The organism is Brucella tritici (assembly GCF_008932295.1).
GTDB lineage: Bacteria > Pseudomonadota > Alphaproteobacteria > Rhizobiales > Rhizobiaceae > Brucella > Brucella tritici.
This window is the reverse complement of record NZ_WBWA01000007.1, coordinates 139846-157786: the sequence shown is the minus strand read 5'-3', so window position 1 is coordinate 157786 and position 17941 is coordinate 139846. Positions and strand designations below refer to the sequence as shown.

The following is a 17941-nucleotide window of genomic DNA, read 5'->3' as shown; positions in this document are numbered from 1 at the left end:
ATCATGTCATATCGCTTTTTGTTTGTTCTTCTCGGCTGCGTGGTGCTTGCACTTTTCCCATTCGGCGCCGAAGCGCTGGGGCAGACGGCTGCATCCAGCCTTGTCGCCCGGATCATGATCTATGCCATCGCCGCGGCCAGCCTTAATCTCATCCTCGGCTATGGTGGGATGGTGTCTTTCGGTCATGCCGCCTTCTTCGGCATAGGCTCCTATGTCGTGGGTATCCTCTATTTTCACCACGCCGAGGAGACTATGCTTTTCGGCTTCATTCCGGGCTCCGACCAGTTTCTGATCACCGTTCCGGCGGCGATGCTGGTGGCGGGTCTTGCCGCGCTGGTCATCGGTGCGCTGGCGCTGCGCACTTCCGGTGTGCAGTTCATCATGATTACGCTCGCCTTTGCACAGATGCTGTTCTTCCTCTTCGTTTCGCTCAAAACCTATGGCGGCGAAGATGGTATCATCGTGCGGCGGGCAAATGATCTTTTCGGTCTCAGCCTGCGTGACAAGACGACGATGTATTATGTCATCCTCGTTTCGATGATCCTGTATTTCGCTTTCCTCTGGCGGGTTGTGCATTCGTCCTATGGCGCGGTGCTTTCCGGCATTCGCCAGAGCGAGCGACGCATGACAGCCATGGGGATCGAAACCTATCGCTACAAGCTTTACGGCTTTGTCCTTGCCGGAATGGGCGCTGGTCTGGCTGGGGCGCTTCTCACCATCTTCATGCGTTTTGCAAGCCCGGATACGCTGCACTGGACCAAATCGGGTGAGTTGATGGTGATGGTCATTCTGGGCGGGGTCGGCACGTTCTTCGGGCCTATCTGGGGCGCGGCTGCGTTCCTGATCCTGCAGACCTATCTCGCCTCCTGGACGGAACATTGGCAGCTTGCCATGGGCATCATTCTGCTCGTTGTGGTTTTGGGAACCAAGGGCGGCATTGTCGGCGGCTGGCGCGCGCTTTGCCGTCCGTTTCGCAAAGACCGCAAGGTGGAGGTGCCGGCATGACTGCGATATTGCAGGTCCGCGATCTGGTGAAGCGCTTTGCCGGTCTGGTCGCGACGGATCATGTGACGCTCGACGTCACGGAAGGGCATATCCATGCCCTGATCGGTCCGAACGGGGCGGGCAAGTCCACACTCATCAACCAGCTTTGCGGTGAGCTGACGCCGACATCGGGGACGATCAGCCTGATGGGAGAGGATATTACCAAACTGCCTGCCGCCACACGTGTCGGACGCGGATTGGGACGCACATTCCAGATATCGACGCTTTTGAACGATATGAGTGTGCGCCAGAACATCGCGATGGCGGTGCAGGCGCGCGAGGGGCACAATTTCCGGATTCTCGACAGTCTGAAAGGCCGCAGCGCCATCTGGCGTGAAGTTGACGCAATCCTTGCCGGAAGCCGTCTGGCCAATCACCCGGAGAAGCTTGCAGGCGATCTGTCGAGCGGTGGGCGCAAGCAACTGGAACTGCTGATGGCGCTGGCCGGAAAGCCGAAGCTTCTGCTTCTCGATGAGCCGATGGCTGGTCTCGGCCATGTCGAAAGCCAGGAAATGATCGAGCTTTTGCAGGGGCTGCGCGGCAAGGTTTCGATGCTCCTCGTAGAGCACGACATGGAGGCGGTGTTTGCGCTCGCCGACCGCATATCGGTGCTGGTCTATGGCCGTGTCATTCTCACGGGTACGGTGGAAGACATAAGGGCGAGCGAAGCTGTGCGGGAAGCCTATCTCGGCGGGGAGGAGGAACTGTGCTGAAAATCGAAGGACTTCAGGCCGCCTATGGCCATTCTCAGGTATTGTTCGACGTCTCGCTGGAAGTGAATGAGGGTGAACTGGTCACGCTCATGGGCCGCAATGGCATGGGCAAGACCACCACCATACGCACATTGATGGGTCTCCTCGCCCCCAAAGGGGGGCAGGTCCAGATCGCGGGGCGCGACACGACCAGCTACAGCCCGGAAAAAGTGGCGCGCCTGGGGGTCGGTCTTGTGCCGGAGGGACGGCAGATTTTCCCGACATTGACCGTGCGTGAAAATCTGGTCGCAACCGCATCGAACCGTTGCAAGCGGCAATCGCCGTGGGATCTCGGCAAGATATATGCGCTTTTCCCGCGTATGCAGGAGCGGGCGGATCAGACGGCGGGCACGCTTTCAGGCGGCGAACAGCAGATGCTGGCTATCGGTCGTGCATTGATGACCAACCCGCATCTTTTGATCCTCGATGAAGCGACGGAAGGGCTTGCTCCGGTCATCCGCACGGAAATCTGGCACTGCATCATGCAATTGCGCGAAATGGGCCAGTCGATCCTTCTGATCGACAAGAATATCGCGGTTTTGAAGAAGTTGGCGGATCGCCATTACATTGTCGAGAAAGGCCGAACGGTTTGGCGCGGGACGAGTGCCGATCTCGAACGCGACCGTGAGCAGGTGCATGCTTATGTCGGTATCTGAGACAATCGTCCTCGTTGGATGGGGCGCTATCGGCAAGCGGGTCGCAGAACTTCTCGCTGAGCGAAAAAGTGCCGTAAGGATCGGCGCGGTGGCGGTGCGTGACCGGGCGGCATCCCGTGACGGACTGCCTGCCGGTGCCGTGCTCATCGAGAATCCTGCCGAGCTTGCTGCCACCGGCGCAAGTCTCGTGGTGGAGGCGGCAGGTCGCCCCAGTGTCTTGCCGTGGGGCGAGGCGGCGCTTTCCGCCGGAATGGATTTTGCGGTTTCATCGACATCGGCCTTCGTCGATGATGCCCTGTTTCAAAGGCTGAAGGATGCGGCTGCGGCCAGCGGCGCGAAGCTTATTATTCCACCCGGCGCGCTGGGCGGCATCGACGCGCTTTCGGCTGCAAGCCGGCTTTCGATTGAAAATGTCGAGCATCGCATCATCAAGCCCGCAAAAGCATGGGCGGGCACTCAGGCCGCCCAACTGGTGCGGCTTGACGAAATCAGTGAGGCCACGGTCTTCTTCACGGATACGGCCCGCAAGGCAGCGGATGCCTTTCCGCAAAATGCCAATGTTGCGGTGATTACGTCGCTCGCGGGGATTGGTCTTGATCGTACCCGCGTCACATTGGTTGCAGACCCGGCAGCGCGCCTCAACACGCATGAGATTATTGCCGAAGGCGATTTCGGTCGGATGCATCTGCGCTTTGAAAACGGCCCGCTGGCGACCAATCCTAAATCGTCCGAAATGACCGCGCTCAATCTTGTGCGCGCGATCGAAAACCGTGTCGCCTCGACGGTTATCTGACACACTTGCTTAACGAAAAGCCCCGCAGTAGCGGGGCTTCTTCTATTCGTAAGTCTTATTCCGCATCCATCTTGCATTGTGCGGCATAGATATCGCCATGAGCGGTCAGGACTTTCTTCTCGGTCTTCAGATAGGGCTTGCCGTTGGCACCTTCGGCCACACCGAGCGCATACCAATCCTGAACGGGATGCTGGTTCGGCCCGAGTTTGAATTCTCCACGCACGGAAGGAATTTGTGCGGAAAGCAATGCCTTGCGGAATGTCTTGGCATCGATGTCGTCACCCGAGACGCCAGCAAGTCCGGCACCCATCATCAGCGCGGCATCATAGCCTTGTGCGGCATAATAGGTGATCGGGCGATCCCCGAATTTAGCCTTCCAGGCGGCAACGAATTTCTTGTTTTCCGCATTGTCGAAATCGTCGTTCCAGTGGCTGGTCACCCGCACGCCGTCGGCTGCCTTTCCGACAACATTCACGATTACCTGATCGAGCGATGCAGGATGAACGACCATCGGGATTTCTTTCAGCAGACCTGACTGCTGATATTGCTGCAGAAACGCGATGCCCATGCCGCCCGGTTCGAATTCATAGACCATTGCTGGCTTTGCGGCACGGATCTGCGCGATTTCAGCGGCAAAATCGGTCTGGTCCATCTGAGTATAGACTTCGCCGACGATCTTGCCCTTGTAGAAGCGCTTGAACGCATCCATCGTCTCGCGCCCGGCCTGATAATTCGGCGCGATCAGGAATGCCGAAGGATAATCCATTGATTGTGCCAGCGCGCCAGCGCTTTCTCCCTGGCTGTCATCCTGCCAGGAGCTGACGAAATAGTTGGGGTGGCATTCCTTGCCTGCAAATTCGGCAGAGGCGGTGTTGGGGCTGATATAGATGCCGCCTTCGTCGAGAATATCAGGCAGAGCCGCACCGGCGACATTGGCGAAGACCATGCCGGTAAAGAGCTTGACGCCCTGTTCGGACAGCATGGCTTCGGCAATCTGCTTGGCATTGCCCGGCTTGAGGCCGTCATCCTCGACCTTGAGCGCAACTGGCTTGCCTCCCAGTTCGCCGCCATTCTGATCAATTGCGAGCTGGAAACCGTCCCGAATGTCTTGCCCGAGATAACCGGCAGGGCCGGACAAGGTGGTGATCATGCCGATGGTGACGGGTTCTTTGGCGAAGGCCGCGACAGTCCCGGCCAGAGATAGACAGAGTGCCGAAGCACCAAGCAGTGAAAGCTTGAGCATGAAAGTTCCTCTCTTGATTGCCCTTCACGACCTTTTCTCTGTCCCGCGCTTGAAAACGCTGTTTCGGGCAGGAGGTCTTGCCGGTCATTTCATGCTGAAACTTGAAGTCCGTAAACTGAACACTCTTCGCACTGCTATGAGGCTCAGGAATATCAGAAGGGTGTGTTGAGGATGGGAGGGGCCTGTCTTCAACCTGTCTTAACCTGTCCGGGCAATTTCCCGCAGCACCTGAATGAACAGGTCTGCCGTGGCCGACCGGTTGCTTTCAGGAAGCGTGGTGATCCCCAAAAAGCCGGAGGTCGCGCCAAGCTGAACCGGCAGAATGGCAAGCTGTCCCGACGCTTCTTCAATCCGCGCCACCTGCGCGGGCATGACGCATATATAGTCTGCCTGCAAAAGCAGTCCCTTGTTGATGAGCGGCGAGACGGATTCAACGGATTGTGCAGGCGGCGGAACGCCTTCCTCGCGGAATGTGCGATCGATCTGGAGGCGGAGATTGGTTTCCTTAGGCGGCAAAATCCAGTCCCACTCGATCAGATCATGAAGGCGAAGTGCGGGGCGCAGCGTCAATGGATGGTCGCGGCGCACGACGACGACGGCGTTATCCGGAATCAGGACCTCCTGCACGAGATTGACCGGTTCATGCCGCTCGGAAAGGCGGCCTATCACCATGTCCAACTCACCCGCCCGCAATGCTGGCATCAGGACATCATCCGTTCCCGTCACGACCTTGACCACGATGCGGCGATTGTCGCGCCGGACTTTGGCGATGGCTCTGGGAAGCAGATCGGCAGATGCTGAAAGCAGGGTCCCGATGGCCAGCCGTCCGCCTGTCCCGTCGCGCAGATCGGCAAGATTTTGCTCGGCCACCATCAGATGGGCAAGGAGACGTCTTGCATCCGTGGTCAGTTGCATGCCCGCATGGGTCGGGACAACGCCCCTGTTAGTGCGTGTGAAAAGCCGCAATCCGGTTAGGGCTTCGATTTCCTGCAACGCCTTGGTGACTGCGGATTGGGTAACGTTCAACCGGTCGGCAGCGCGCGCGATGCTGCGCTCCTCTTCGATCGCATCGATGATGCGGATATACCGGATCGTCAGATGATTGGTGAGCAATGCCATATCGCCTCCTCAAGGATATGTCTGCCCACAGATATTCTATTTCCTCATATCTGTCGCGGTCAGAATTCACTTTCCTTTGTCGGCAGGACTTGGAAATCTCTTTCCGAAATGGGTTGAGGAGAATTGGAATGACGAAACGTCACGCGGAGATCGCTGGCGCAGGTATTGCGGGGCTGGCTTCTGCCACAGCGCTCGCCCAACGCGGATGGAGCGTAAGGGTGCATGAGCGCTCGTCCAATCTGCGCACTTTCGGCGCCGGGATTTATATCTGGAGCAATGGCCTGCATGTACTCAAGGCCCTCGGCGCCTATGATGAGGCTGTGATCGGCGCTCATGAGGGACCGGAGTTCCATACGCGCGATCACCGTAATGAAACGATGGAAGAGATTCCAATCAACGGCAACGGACCAGCGCGCCTCATAACAATCCTGCGTGAAACATTGCTGACGGCATTGCTCAATGCTGCGCGTCGCGCCGGCGTTGAGGTCGTCACCGGCGCGGAAGCTGTCGGCGCAACGCCCGAGGGTGAATTGCTGCTGGCCGATGGCAGGCGCCTTGCTGCCGATCTGGTCATCGGGGCGGATGGCATCAATTCCAAGGTCAGGGATTCGCTCGATCTCATGATGTACCGAAAGCCGCTTGGCTACGGTGCCGTGCGCATGATGATAAAGCGTGACAACGCAGACGCTCCCGTTGAAGATCTGCCGCGCTATATCGAGCATTTCTCCGGCTCGCGCCGTATTCTTTACACGCCCGCCAGCGAGACTGATCTCTATATCGCGCTCTGTGCATCGGTTGAAGACGAGGCGGCCTATCGCACACCGGTCGATACCGCGCTCTGGACCGAAAGTTTCCCGCATCTTGCATCTTTGATCGCTCGTTTCGGTGATGCGGGGCGGTGGGACGCATTCGAAGTCCTGAAGCTGAAATCATGGAGCAAGGGTCGGGTGGCAATCCTCGGCGATGGTGCCCATGCGATGCCACCTTATCTCGGACAAGGCGGTGGTTGCGCTCTGATGAATGCGCTCGGACTGGCGGTTGCGCTGGACGAACATGCGGATGTGAGCGAAGCGCTGGCAGCCTGGGAGGCGCGTGAACGCCCGCTGACCGAACACACGCAGGATACTGCGGAGCGACTGGGCGACATGAATTACTGGCCCGACGATGTGCGCTCGCAAGTGCTGAAAATTACCGGAAAATGCGCTCCGCTTGGTGCGGAACGCATGAAGACCGCTTTGCATATTCCAACAGGCGCAGCCTGAAACGCCGGATGATGGAGATTTCCATGAACTCGATGAAAATTGGCAACAATGTATTTTCCTGGGATGAAACCGGAAGCGGCCCGGCCATTGTGCTGCTATCTGGATGGTGCCAGGATCACCGCCTGTTCAAGACACTCGTGCCGGAACTGGCGAAAGATCATCGCGTCATCCGCTTCGACTGGCGCGGTCACGGCGACCATCGCGAACATGACGGCGATTTCGACATCAACGAGCAGGCCGACGATCTTGTCGCTTTCGTTGATGCGCTGGAGCTTGAGACCTTTCTTCCCGTTTCGACTTCCCATGGCGGCTGGGCCAATATCGAAGTCACCGACCGCCTGGGATCAGGCCGCGTGCCGAAATCGGTTGTTATCGACTGGATCATGAACCAGCCGAATGAAACCTTCTTCGAACTGATCGACGGTATTCAGGACCGGCAGGTCTGGGAGAATGGTCGTTCTGGTTTCTTCGACTACTGGATCGGCGACACGAAGAATGCCGATATCGTCAATCACGTGAACAACGAGATGGCGGGCTATTCCTATGAAATGTGGGCCCGCTCGGGGCGCGAAATCGGCAAAGCCTATCGCAAATGGGGCAGCCCCATGCAGCGCATGGCAGCCATGGTCGAAAACCGTCCGGTCACCCATATCTATTCGCAGCCGTTCGAGCCGGAATATACGCAGGCACAGGTGGATTTCGCGGCGCGCAATCCGTGGTTCCAGCCTCGGAAGCTCCCCGGCACGACCCATTTCCCGACGCTTGAACAGCCTGCGAATGTGGCCAACGTCATCAGCGTGTTCAACGCATGATAAAGCTCACTGAAGAAGCAGGTTTCGAGCCTGCCCGCCTTGATCGCGATTACAATGCCAAGGCCACCGTTTCGCCGGAAGCCTTCGCCGCCGAAATGGTGCGCTATCGTGAGGCAAGCATTGCGCCCCGGGCTGATTGGGGCCGGTATTTCGACGTGGTCTATGACGAAGAAAGCGGACAGCGGATCGATATTTTCGGCCCGTCTTCCCAGAGTGGGCCGTGCCCGGTTTTCGTGTTTGTTCACGGCGGTTACTGGCGCGCTCTGTCCAAGGAAGATTCTGCCATGATGGCGGGAATGCTCGCGGCCGAAGGCATTGCCACTGTCACTGTCGATTATCGTCTGGCGCCGGAAGTCTCCCTTGCGGAAATTACGCGGGAGGTGCGCGCGGCACTTGCCTTCGTCTGGCATCATGGGCGGGAATATGGTCTCGATCCCGACCGGATTTCGGTTGGGGGAAGTTCGGCGGGCGGCCATCTTGCCGGAGCGCTTGTTGCGGAAGGCTGGCAGCACGATTTCGGCTTGCCGTCGGATGTTGTGAAGTTTGCCATGCCGGTCAGCGGGCTTTTCGAGCTTGCGCCACTGGCGGCGACTTTCCCGCAGGAGTGGCTGAACCTCGGTGCCGCCGATGTCGATGAACTCAGCCCGATCCGTCACACTCCCGTGCGGGGCTGTCCGATTACGGTGGCATGGGCAGAGCATGAGGCAGACGGCTTCGAGCGTCAGTCGCTCGCCTATGCCGAAAGCTGGGCTGCAGCAGGCGGAGAGGCGAAGACCATCAAGGTCGCTAACCGGAACCATTACAATATTCTGATGGATTGGTGCTCGCCCGAAACCGAGATGTCGCAGGCTCTGCTAACCGGTATTCGCAACATCGGTTAGCACTACAGTTGCATTCTTCGTGATGCCGGGCTGCAAAGAGCGTTTTGTCTGCGTTCCGGTGCTCTGATCGGCTTTCGAAAAGAAATTGCACGGCCGTGTAGCGATGGGCGGCTGGTGGTTTCGTGCGGGCAAAATTTGCCAGCTTTTGTGTTAACTTATACGATTATCCTCATGGATATATGGTTTTAAGATGAATTGTCGCATGAATTAAAACATTCCATTCTGACTGTAACGATGATCAGGGCGTGGCCCGAATTTTTAGATTGCAGAGGCTTTCTGATGCAAAAATCCGACGTGCAGCTTTTCATAGGCGGTGAATGGCGCAAGACTGCCAATACGCTTCCCATTATCAATCCAGCCGACGAGACCGAAATCGGGCAGGTTGCGGTTGCGGAGCGCGAGGATCTGGAGGCAGCCCTTCAGGCTGCGTGGGACGGCTATCAGGTCTGGCGCAACACTGCGCCTGCGGACCGTGCCGCGATCATCATGAAAGCATCGGCGCTCATGCGCGAGCGGCAGGAAGAGATCGCACGCGCGATCACGCTGGAAAATGGGAAGCCGATCAGCGAAGCCCGGCTTGAGGTCATTCGCGGCTGTGAATTCTTCGAATGGGATGCTGGCGAGTGCATTCGTTTCTATGGCCGCGTCATTCCGAGCGCGCCCGGCATTCGCTACATCGTCGTGCACGAGCCTATTGGTCCGGTCGCAGCATTTGCACCGTGGAATTTCCCGATGAGCCAGCCAGCACGCAAGATTGCAGGCGCCTTGGCTGCCGGTTGCTCCATTATCCTGAAAGCTTCCGAGGAAACACCGACGGCGGTAACGCATATTGCACGCGCATTCGAGGATGCAGGACTGCCAGCCGGTGTGCTGAATCTGGTCTTCGGCGTTCCTGCCGATATTTCGCAGTTCCTCATCCCGCGCCCTGAAATCCGGGCGATTGCATTCACCGGATCGACTGCCGTCGGTAAACATCTGACCGAGATTGCTGCGCGCCATATGAAACCGGCTCTGATGGAACTTGGCGGCCACGCCCCCGTCATCGTTTGCGAGGATGCAGATCCGGTCGTCGCGGGTATCGCCTCGGCGCGTCGCAAATACCGTAATTCGGGTCAGGTCTGCACCTCGCCGACACGCTTCTTCGTTCATGAAAGCCATTATGAACGTTTTACTGCGGCCTTCATCGAAACGGCGCAATCGATCCGTGTAGGCAACGGCATGGATGAGGGCGTCCAGATGGGCCCCGTTGCCAATGATCGCCGCGTCATGGCGCTGGAAGAACTGGTGAGCGATGCAGAGGCGAAAGGTGCGAAACTGCTTTTCGGTGGTCGTCGCCTGAAGAACAATGGCTATTTCTTCCCGCCAACGGCCTTGGCTGAATTGCCGGACGATGCCCGCGCGATGTCGGAGGAGCCATTCGGTCCGCTGGCGCTCATCAATCCCGTTGCATCTCTCGATGCGGCCATTGAAAAGGCGAATTCGCTTCCGTTCGGTCTGGCGGCATATGGTTTCGCAAACTCAGCGGAAAATGTGGATCGTCTGATGACGGGGCTGGAGGCTGGAAACGTCTCGATCAATACGCTCGAAGCTTCCGTTGCCGAAACCCCGTTCGGCGGCGTCAAGGATAGCGGACTTGGCCGCGAAGGCGGAGCCGAAGGACTGCATCATTATACGGTTGTGAAAAACGTCTCGCACCGTCTGGTGAACAGCCTGTAGGCGACTTCATTTTAACGCTTCTTAGACCCGTCGCCGTCAATCACGGGCGGCGGGTTGATCCGCGTCAGCGGGATGTTAGGGCCAGCGTGCGGATGGCTTCCAGGTGAGCATGCATGGCGTGGTGAGCACGGTCGCTTTGCCGTGCCTCGATTGCATCGACGATTGCCAGATGCATCGCGCTTTGCTCGGTCGCATATTCGCGTTTACGGGCCTCCCGAAAGATCGCATCATGTCTGCGCTGCCATGTCGAACGTCCCCGGACCGAGGCGAGCGAAGTGAAGATCGCGGCTAGCAGCGCATTTCCGCTCGCGCGCGCAACCGCCTTGTGGAAGGCATCGTCCAAACGTTCATATTCCTGCCAGTCACGAGCCGTACCCGTCGCCAGCGCAAGCTTGCGCAAGGAGGTGAGGTCATCTTGCGTGGCATATTGGGCCGCCGCTGCGGCAAGGGCGGGCTCATAGACCAGCCTTGCATCCATAAGATCCTGAGCGGATGCGGATTCGATGATCCGGTCCAGGGGCCGTTCGATGTTCGAGGCGGGCGGGCCCATGAAGGTGCCCTTGCCCTGATGACGCCACACCAGGCCTTCGATCTCAAGCTGCCGTAGCACCTTGCGCGTCGTTTCGCGGCTGCAGCCGAGTGTCGTCGACAAAGCCCGCTCGGGCGGGATCTTATCCTGCGGGCCGAAGTTCTTTTCCGCGAGCAGCTTCCGCATGTGCTGCATCGCTTCGGCGGTCGGCATGCGATTTGTCATTCGGCGGCGCTCCATACCAATTTGTAGACCAATCGCGCTGAGACCTATCCCCCATGCAACGGTCGGTCAAGTTGACGAATGGCCGACGAACCAATGGTGGATGAATAGATGCGTCTTGACCCTTTTTTGATTTTGATGATTGCCGCGGTTGTTCTGGCAACTCTCTTTCCGGCGACTGGCAATGCAGCAGACGTTGTCAGTACGCTGGGAACCATCGGCGTTGCCCTGCTGTTTTTCGGCCACGGAGCGGCTCTGTCTCACAAGGCGATCATTTCGGGTTTGAAGCAATGGCAATTGCATGGGTTTATTTTTGCGACGACATTCATCGTTTTCCCGTTGATCGTGCAGCCTTTGCGGCTCGTTCCCGAAAGCATCCTGCCGTCCGATCTGGTCCTTGGCTTCATCTATTTGGGTGTTCTGCCTTCGGCAATTTCTAGCTCTATTGCCTATACTGCCATGGCCAGGGGCAATGTGCCTGCTGCGGTCTGCAATTCGGCCGGGTCGAATGTCTTCGGATTGTTGCTGACGCCGCTTCTGATGACGATTTTCATGCGTTCATCCGGGTCTATCGATTTGGGGCAGGCCTTACGCGATGTGGTGATTGAATTGCTGCTGCCGTTCGGTCTTGGACAAGCCTGCCATCGTTGGCTTGGCCCATTCCTTTCGACGCGCAAGCATTGGCTGGAGAATTACGATCAGTCCGTGATTGTGCTGATCATATATTCGGCTTTCTCTCAATCGGTCACCGCCGGGCTCTGGCAGGTCTTGCCGCCGTCCGGGCTCATTATGGCAATTGTGCTTTGCGTTGTCCTTCTGGCAGGCGTGATTGGCTTTACGATGCTTGGTTCGCGCTGGCTGGGCTTTACCCGTGAAGATGAGATCGCGGCTGTGTTCTGTGGGTCCAAGAAGAGCCTGGCATCCGGGCTTCCACTTGCGCAGGTCCTGTTCGCTGGTCTGCCAGGCTTCGGCATGATCGTGTTACCCATCATGCTCTATAACCAGATTCAGATTCTGGTGGGCGCTGTTCTGGCGCGCCGCTATGCGATGCGGCCTTCCACAATCGACACCGCCACGCAGACGGGTTGAGCATGGCAAAAGACGAGATGGTACAAGATGGGCCAGCAGAATGGCTGCGCCCATTGGACAGGCAACCGCTCGTGATCCAGGTTGCGGAAAGCGTGCGGCTTGCGATCCTTGAAGGGCGATGGAGCAGAGGCGAGCGCCTGCCAAACGAGGCTGATCTGGCCGATGATCTCAAGGTTTCTCGCGCCACCTTGCGAGAGGCAATCGGCATGTTGGTTTTTGCCGGAATTGTCGTGCGCCGGCATGGATCAGGCACTTTTGTCAGGGACGAAGAGCGGTTCTGACGGCTCCGTTTTAACTGGAACCGCTCTGGTGGATTGAATTCGACGTCTGCTCGGCACTCATATCCGAGGGATGCAAATGTCGGAATCAGACCACCAGAGCATGTATCCCGAAAATGGGAACCGGTTTCGGGATAAAGACATGCGTAAAAACAAACGGATAGAGCATTTCCAATGGTTCAATCAAAACAGGAAATGTTCTAGGAGCCGAGGACATCGATGACACTGGCAAGCTGCATGTCATGTTCGCCAGCCTCCATGGTGAGCCGGAGGACTTCAGACACGGTCGCAGCAGCACCGCGCGCTGCCTCGACCAGCGTGTTTCCTTGCGTAAGTTTAGCGGTCAGAAGGCCTGTGAAAAGATCACCGGTCCCGACCGGAACGATCGGCAGTCGCGGTGAGGTCAGCCGCGTGCAGGTTTCGTGGTCGAAGACAATATTTTCGAGCAAGCCGTCTGGCGTGTCCGCCAGATTGCAACCTGTCACGACCAGCCTTGCACCGCGAAGCGCCTGCACCTGAGCGGCTGCCGTCTCAAGCGCAGGCCAGGACATCACTTCGGTACGCGTAATAAGGCCCAGCTCGAACTGGTTGGGGGTCAAAAGATCGGCCAGCGGAACGAGCCTGTCGATGATGCATTCCACCACCTGATCGGCGACGAAAATGCCCAGATTCATATCGCCCATCACCGGATCGCAAATGTATTTGATGTCCGGATTGATCATGCGCGCGCGTTCGACGAACGCGGCGACAACATCCCCGTTTGCCTGAGAGCCGAGATAGCCCGAAACGATATAGCGGCTTGTTTCAATCAGTCCGCGTTCTTCCACGCCGCGCAGGAGATCGCCGACGAGTTCAGATTCGAGAACGCGCCCGCGCATGGTTTCGAAATGCGGGTTATTTGACAGCAAAGTCGTCGGAACCGCAGCGACATTCAACCCATGGGCCTGCATGGGCAGAACCGCAGCGCTGTTGCCGACATGCCCGTGCACGACCTGGCTCTGGATTGAAATGACGGAGGTGGTCATTCCCTTGATTTCTGTAGTCATTTCGGGGCTCCTTCGCTCACGCTCAATTCGGCCCGTTCACGGTGCGGCAGGCGACCGTTGAGAACGATATAGGCAACAAGTCCGATTATCAGCCCCCAGAACGCGCCGCCGATACCGAAGAGATTGATGTTCGCGGCGGACGCCAGAAAGGTGATCAGCGCTGCCTCGCGATGCGTGGGGTCAGACATTGCGCCAGCCAGACTGCTGCCTATCGTCCCCAGCAGGGCCAGACCTGCGAGCGTTGTGATAAAGCTTGCCGGAAAGGCCATGAAGACAGCGGCGAGCGTCACACCGAATATGCCGACGAGAATGTAGAACACGCCCGCCGCAATACCGGCGATCCAGCGCTTGGATGGATCCTCGTGTGCTTCGGGGCCGGTCGCGATTGCCGCCGTGATTGCCGCAATGTTGAAAGCATGCGATCCCAAGGGGGCCATGATGAGCGAACCGAGACCTGTTGCGGTGACAATTGGATTGGCGCTGGTCTTGAAGCCGTCATTGCGTAGAACCAGCATCCCCGGCATGTACTGCCCCGTCAATGTGATGAGGAACAATGGCAGCGCGACGGACAGCAGGGCATTGAGAGAAAATTCGGGCACGGTGAAAACCGGAGCTGCAAATTCCAGCCGCAGTCCAGACAGATCGACCCGGTTTTGCAGAAGCAGAAAAGCCAGCCCGAGCACGAGAATGCCGACGACAGCATAGCGAGCGGATAGTCGTTTCAAAACGACATAGGCAACAATCAGCAGTCCGACCAGCAACGGATCAATAGTGGCGCCGCCGAAGGCTCCGATTCCGAATTGCAGAAGGATGCCAGCAAGCAGGCCTGCAGCAATGCCCGATGGTATCAGCTTGATGACTTTCTCGAAATAGCCCGACACGCCGAGGATAATGAAGGCGAAAGCCGAAATCATGTAGGCACCGATCGCCTCGGCATAGGATGTGGTGGCAAGCGCTGTGACAAGAAAGGCAGCGGCTGGGGTCGACCAGGCGGTAATAATCGGCTCGCGATAGTGCCAGCTAAGGTAAAGACCGGTCAGGCCGACGCCGATAGAAACTGACCAGACCCAGGAGGCCGTCAGTTCCGGGCTCAGTCCCGCGACCTTTGCAGCCTGAAAAACAAGAATGAATGTGCCGCCGTAGTTGACGATGACGGAGATCAGCCCGGCCACGATGGGATGGGTAAGATCGCTCAGGCGGATTTTTGATGTTGATGCACGGGATGAAACCATCCTGGGAAACCTCCTGGGAATCGAGGCGCATGGCCGACAAGATGTCTTGACAATTAGTCGTTTAATGGCCTGATATTCCCATCCATTTTTCCATTTAGGACCAGACCATTTGTTCAAGCACTCCCAACTTGAATCTGTGAAGGCGTGGATTGCCCATCCCGCCCATGCGGTCATGCCGCTCCACGCCCGCATTCAACGATCAATCAGGCAATTGATCGTTGATGGGGTCCTTGGGCCGGGAAAGGCGCTTCCGGCTTCGCGTGGTCTCGCCAAATCGCTGGGCGTGTCCCGAGACACGATTGAGGCGGCCTATGCGCAGCTGCATGCGGAGGGCTTCATCGACCGCAGGGTGGGCAGCGGCAGCTTTGTGGCGCAGATAACAGAATTCACGCCTGGACACAGCGTGTCCCAGCGCGATGCACTTTTGCGCAATCAGGCGCCCAATCTGAGCAAGCGCGGCGCGATCATGTTTCGTAGCGGTGGTGTGCGCGAGCTGCTGGCGCCACGGCCTTTCGCTCATGGTGTTCCCGAAACCCGAAACTTCCCGCTTCCGCTGTGGGAGCGTCTGGAGCGGCAGGTGTTGAAGGAAATCGGTACGCAGGCTTTGCTCCATGGCCATCCGCAGGGAACCGAGCCCTTGCGACGCGCCGTCGCCGAATACATGAACCTGGAACGCGGCGGCCGTGCGACGCCGGACAGGGTGCTGATCCTGACCAGCTCGCAACAGGCGCTGACTTTATGCGCAAACATGCTGTTCGATCCCGGTGACCGCATCTTCATCGAAGACCCGGCCTATTACGGTGCACGCAAGGCGTTCGACGCTGCAGGTCTCGAATCTGTCCCGGTCGGTGTGGACGATCAGGGCATTGTGATTGAGCGGATGGTAAGCGAAACGAACAAGGCCAAGGCGGTGTTTCTCACGCCTTCGCACCAGTTTCCAACTGGTGCGACCCTGTCGCTAGATCGCCGTCTGGCACTGATCGAATGGGCCGCCCGCCAGCAGGCATGGATTATCGAGGATGATTATGACAGCGAGTTTCACTACGCTGGCAAACCGACGGCCTGCGTGCAGGGCCTCGACCGGCATGACCGGACAATCTATATCGGCACTTTCACCAAATCACTCTTTCCGGGCCTGCGTATCGGCTACATGGTCCTGCCGCCGCAACTGGTCAGACCGATGACCGTTGCGCGCACCCTGCTCGACGGGCATTCCGCACCGATTGCGCAGTTGACGCTTGCCCGGTTCATGGAGGGCGGACATTTTGGCGCCCATGTCCGGGCCATGCGCGGCATTTATGCCGAACGACGCGACCTACTGGCCGGACTGATCGAAAAACATCTGGCGGATTTTGTTGAGCCACAAGTACCTGCCGGAGGGTTGCAAATGTCTTGCCTGCTCACCGGCGCTCTATCGGAGCGTAATGCTGTTGCTGCTGCCCAGCGTGTCGGCATTGAACTCCTCGGCCTGTCCGGGCTTTACGCCGCCGGGGATGGAAAAGCCGGTTTTCTGATGGGATTTGCGGCCTATACGACAACAGAAATCGAAATCGCGGTCAAAAAGCTGGCAGGGGCTTTTCAGGCGGCCGTGAAACCGTAATTTTTCCAGCAGACACCGCATTTGCCAGCCTCGTGAAACTCCAATAACCTCAGAAGACTTAATAATATTATGATTATCAGTTGGTGCGATATTCTGTCTGAACAGCCACTGATACCGGGATGCAATTTATGAACCTCCACACCAGAAGCATCCGATCTGCGGCGCTCCCGATCCTCATGTGGTTGCTGTTCAATATTCTGGCGATAGGTGGCCTTGTCGTCTATCAGCGTGCCGCGTTGTTGTCCGAACTTCAGGCCGCCAGCTTTACATTGCATCGTGAGGCTTCACAACGTGCTGACCAGCACGATGCCCATTTGACAGCGCTTTCGACGATTGCTCAATCCAAGGCGCGAACGGCCGATCTCTCGCAGGACGATGTTTTCGTCGAAGTGGCGGCAACGATCACGCGTTTCTATCCGCGCATAGATGAAATTCAATTGGTGCCGATGGAGCCAACTGTCCCAGTGACCGGTACCAGAAAACTGGAACCGGAACTGGCCGACGCCATACGGGCGGCGGCTCGCTCATCCCGTGGCGTTCCCGAACTGTTGGCACCGGCAGAACGGCCCGGACATTATTTGATCGTAAAACGCAGCCCGAATACGGATAATCCGCATGACGGCCTGGCGCTGGCGATCAATGCTGGCAGCCTGATTACCTCTGACGACGCATTCTGGAGCCGTAAAGGCGTTGCCCGACGCCTCGTCATGCCCGACGGAACTGTTCTGTTCAGTAGCCCGGCCTCGTTCGGCGAAGCGCGCTTTTCCAAGAAATTGGGCAGTGCCACACAGCCGCTTCTTTTCCAGACGGCTCTCGCCATGGGGTGGACCGATCTGTTGCCATTCGACCAGTTGATTGCGATTCTCACCCTCACGAATCTGCTGTTCTTCGGCGGGCTGGTTATTGTTCGCCAGACACAACGCACACGCCATGCGGAACGTCGGGCGGAACTGAGCGGCCTTGAGGCCCGGCTGGCTCACGCCTCGCGTGTCAACACTATGGGCGAAATGGCAAGCGGCATGGCGCATGAACTGACACAGCCCCTAACGGCAATTCTCGCTGGCGCGCAGGCGGGGCGCCGCTTGTTGGTCCGCAACAATACGGAGGCTCTCGCTGGAGCGCTGGATGATATGGTGGATCAGGCGCGCCGTGCATCGGCTATTCTGGATCGGCTGCGCAACTGGTCTCGTCCGCAGCGGCGACAGACGGCGCCTGCCGATTTGCGCCTGTCGCTTCAAAACGTGCAGACCTTGCTGGCCTCGGAAGCTGCCCGGCAGAATGTCAAAGTTGAGCTTGTGATGCCGGAAACACCTTTGATGGCTGCAGTTGATCCGGTGGAAATGGAGCAGGTGATGTTCAACCTCCTGCGCAACGCGATTGAATCTTTTCATGACGACGATCAGGACCGGCGGGTAAATGCATCCCTGAAAGCTGACGGATCGGTCGCCATTCTGGAAATTGCGGACAATGGCCCCGGTGTTGCGCCTGAACTCTTGCCGCGCCTCTTTACCCCCTTTACCACAAGCCGACCGGAAGGAATCGGTCTCGGTCTTGCGCTCAGCCAGCGACTGGTGGAGCGCTTTGGCGGCGAGATTTCCTATATTCCACAGGAGCGCGGCGCGCTGTTTCGCGTTGTGCTCCCAATTGCTGAAGACGCGGGAAGTTAA

At 57.9% G+C, this 17941-nt stretch carries 17 protein-coding genes; 12 read left to right on the top strand and 5 right to left on the bottom strand.

What is annotated here, in order from left to right:
• Positions 1 to 3: 3 nt before the first annotated feature.
• The 4 genes from F9K91_RS10015 to F9K91_RS10000 are packed head-to-tail and all read left to right on the top strand — an operon-like array spanning position 4 to position 3245.
• On the top strand, positions 4 to 1005 hold the full coding sequence (locus F9K91_RS10015) for a branched-chain amino acid ABC transporter permease (RefSeq protein WP_109988260.1): 1002 nt from the start codon (positions 4 to 6) through the stop codon (positions 1003 to 1005).
• On the top strand, positions 1002 to 1757 hold the full coding sequence (locus F9K91_RS10010) for an ABC transporter ATP-binding protein (protein WP_061347559.1): 756 nt from the start codon (positions 1002 to 1004) through the stop codon (positions 1755 to 1757). Before F9K91_RS10015 ends, F9K91_RS10010 begins: the two co-directional genes overlap by 4 nt.
• The gene (locus F9K91_RS10005; protein ID WP_151557434.1) at positions 1751 to 2452 is read left to right on the top strand and encodes an ABC transporter ATP-binding protein; all 702 of its coding nucleotides are present in this window, start codon (positions 1751 to 1753) and stop codon (positions 2450 to 2452) included. The genes F9K91_RS10010 and F9K91_RS10005 overlap by 7 nt, the downstream gene beginning before the upstream one ends.
• Complete coding sequence (locus F9K91_RS10000; protein WP_151677719.1) at positions 2439 to 3245, top strand: aspartate dehydrogenase; 807 nt, start codon at positions 2439 to 2441, stop codon at positions 3243 to 3245. Before F9K91_RS10005 ends, F9K91_RS10000 begins: the two co-directional genes overlap by 14 nt.
• 55 nt (positions 3246 to 3300) lie before the next feature.
• On the opposite strand, the gene F9K91_RS09995 is transcribed toward F9K91_RS10000, so the two are convergent.
• On the bottom strand, positions 3301 to 4488 hold the full coding sequence (locus tag F9K91_RS09995; protein ID WP_151644354.1) for an ABC transporter substrate-binding protein: 1188 nt from the start codon (positions 4486 to 4488) through the stop codon (positions 3301 to 3303).
• 198 nt (positions 4489 to 4686) lie between these two features.
• Positions 4687 to 5607, bottom strand: a complete 921-nt coding sequence (locus tag F9K91_RS09990; RefSeq protein ID WP_151557429.1) for a LysR substrate-binding domain-containing protein — start codon at positions 5605 to 5607, stop codon at positions 4687 to 4689.
• A gap of 128 nt (positions 5608 to 5735) precedes the next feature.
• On the opposite strand from F9K91_RS09990, the gene F9K91_RS09985 reads away from it, so the two are divergent.
• The 4 genes from F9K91_RS09985 to F9K91_RS09970 all read left to right on the top strand — a co-directional run bounded on the left by F9K91_RS09985 (position 5736) and on the right by F9K91_RS09970 (position 10278).
• Complete coding sequence (locus F9K91_RS09985) at positions 5736 to 6869, top strand: FAD-dependent oxidoreductase (protein WP_151677718.1); 1134 nt, start codon at positions 5736 to 5738, stop codon at positions 6867 to 6869.
• 23 nt (positions 6870 to 6892) lie between these two features.
• Positions 6893 to 7681 (top strand): alpha/beta hydrolase, encoded by a 789-nt coding sequence (locus F9K91_RS09980; RefSeq protein ID WP_151677717.1) that lies wholly within the window; start codon positions 6893 to 6895, stop codon positions 7679 to 7681.
• A complete protein-coding gene (locus tag F9K91_RS09975) occupies positions 7678 to 8562 on the top strand; it encodes an alpha/beta hydrolase (RefSeq protein ID WP_151677716.1) in 885 nt (294 codons plus the stop codon). Before F9K91_RS09980 ends, F9K91_RS09975 begins: the two co-directional genes overlap by 4 nt.
• 279 nt (positions 8563 to 8841) lie before the next feature.
• A complete protein-coding gene (locus F9K91_RS09970; RefSeq protein ID WP_061347567.1) occupies positions 8842 to 10278 on the top strand; it encodes an NAD-dependent succinate-semialdehyde dehydrogenase in 1437 nt (478 codons plus the stop codon).
• Between the two features lie 64 nt (positions 10279 to 10342).
• On the opposite strand, the gene F9K91_RS09965 is transcribed toward F9K91_RS09970, so the two are convergent.
• Positions 10343 to 11032 carry a FadR/GntR family transcriptional regulator gene (locus tag F9K91_RS09965; RefSeq protein WP_151677715.1) on the bottom strand — a complete coding sequence of 230 codons (690 nt, stop codon included), beginning with the start codon at positions 11030 to 11032 and terminating at the stop codon, positions 10343 to 10345.
• A 108-nt stretch (positions 11033 to 11140) separates the two neighbouring features.
• Here F9K91_RS09965 and F9K91_RS09960 point away from each other — a divergent pair, with 108 nt between their 5' ends.
• Entirely contained in the window at positions 11141 to 12118 is a 978-nt protein-coding gene (locus tag F9K91_RS09960) for a bile acid:sodium symporter family protein (RefSeq protein ID WP_151677714.1), read from the top strand.
• A 2-nt stretch (positions 12119 to 12120) separates the two neighbouring features.
• Positions 12121 to 12399: a GntR family transcriptional regulator gene (locus F9K91_RS09955; RefSeq protein ID WP_061347570.1), complete on the top strand. Its 279-nt coding sequence runs from the start codon at positions 12121 to 12123 to the stop codon at positions 12397 to 12399.
• 197 nt (positions 12400 to 12596) lie between these two features.
• Here F9K91_RS09955 and pdxY read toward each other — a convergent pair whose 3' ends face one another.
• Both pdxY and F9K91_RS09945 read right to left on the bottom strand, forming a co-directional pair.
• A complete protein-coding gene (pdxY, locus tag F9K91_RS09950) occupies positions 12597 to 13442 on the bottom strand; it encodes a pyridoxal kinase (RefSeq protein ID WP_151677713.1) in 846 nt (281 codons plus the stop codon).
• Positions 13439 to 14674, bottom strand: coding sequence for a benzoate/H(+) symporter BenE family transporter (locus F9K91_RS09945; RefSeq protein WP_151652142.1), 1236 nt, complete (start codon positions 14672 to 14674; stop codon positions 13439 to 13441). Before F9K91_RS09945 ends, pdxY begins: the two co-directional genes overlap by 4 nt.
• A 109-nt stretch (positions 14675 to 14783) precedes the next feature.
• On the opposite strand from F9K91_RS09945, the gene pdxR reads away from it, so the two are divergent.
• Both pdxR and F9K91_RS09935 read left to right on the top strand, forming a co-directional pair.
• Positions 14784 to 16274, top strand: coding sequence for a MocR-like pyridoxine biosynthesis transcription factor PdxR (gene pdxR, locus F9K91_RS09940; protein ID WP_151652143.1), 1491 nt, complete (start codon positions 14784 to 14786; stop codon positions 16272 to 16274).
• 128 nt (positions 16275 to 16402) lie between these two features.
• Positions 16403 to 17941, top strand: coding sequence for a sensor histidine kinase (locus tag F9K91_RS09935; protein WP_151677712.1), 1539 nt, complete (start codon positions 16403 to 16405; stop codon positions 17939 to 17941).

Excerpts from the sequence above, each read along its gene's own strand:
- F9K91_RS09980 (WP_151677717.1), top strand. The coding sequence starts at position 6,893 with ATGAACTCGATGAAAATTGGCAACAATGTATTTTCCTGGGATGAAACC.
- F9K91_RS10000 (WP_151677719.1), top strand. The coding sequence starts at position 2,439 with ATGTCGGTATCTGAGACAATCGTCCTCGTTGGATGGGGCGCTATCGGC.
- F9K91_RS09935 (WP_151677712.1), top strand. The coding sequence starts at position 16,403 with ATGAACCTCCACACCAGAAGCATCCGATCTGCGGCGCTCCCGATCCTC.
- F9K91_RS10015 (WP_109988260.1), top strand. The coding sequence starts at position 4 with ATGTCATATCGCTTTTTGTTTGTTCTTCTCGGCTGCGTGGTGCTTGCA.
- pdxY (WP_151677713.1), bottom strand. The coding sequence starts at position 13,442 with ATGACTACAGAAATCAAGGGAATGACCACCTCCGTCATTTCAATCCAG.
- F9K91_RS09970 (WP_061347567.1), top strand. The coding sequence starts at position 8,842 with ATGCAAAAATCCGACGTGCAGCTTTTCATAGGCGGTGAATGGCGCAAG.
- F9K91_RS09955 (WP_061347570.1), top strand. The coding sequence starts at position 12,121 with ATGGCAAAAGACGAGATGGTACAAGATGGGCCAGCAGAATGGCTGCGC.
- F9K91_RS09990 (WP_151557429.1), bottom strand. The coding sequence starts at position 5,607 with ATGGCATTGCTCACCAATCATCTGACGATCCGGTATATCCGCATCATC.
- F9K91_RS09965 (WP_151677715.1), bottom strand. The coding sequence starts at position 11,032 with ATGACAAATCGCATGCCGACCGCCGAAGCGATGCAGCACATGCGGAAG.
- F9K91_RS10010 (WP_061347559.1), top strand. The coding sequence starts at position 1,002 with ATGACTGCGATATTGCAGGTCCGCGATCTGGTGAAGCGCTTTGCCGGT.
- F9K91_RS09995 (WP_151644354.1), bottom strand. The coding sequence starts at position 4,488 with ATGCTCAAGCTTTCACTGCTTGGTGCTTCGGCACTCTGTCTATCTCTG.
- F9K91_RS09960 (WP_151677714.1), top strand. The coding sequence starts at position 11,141 with ATGCGTCTTGACCCTTTTTTGATTTTGATGATTGCCGCGGTTGTTCTG.
- F9K91_RS09985 (WP_151677718.1), top strand. The coding sequence starts at position 5,736 with ATGACGAAACGTCACGCGGAGATCGCTGGCGCAGGTATTGCGGGGCTG.
- F9K91_RS09975 (WP_151677716.1), top strand. The coding sequence starts at position 7,678 with ATGATAAAGCTCACTGAAGAAGCAGGTTTCGAGCCTGCCCGCCTTGAT.
- F9K91_RS09945 (WP_151652142.1), bottom strand. The coding sequence starts at position 14,674 with ATGGTTTCATCCCGTGCATCAACATCAAAAATCCGCCTGAGCGATCTT.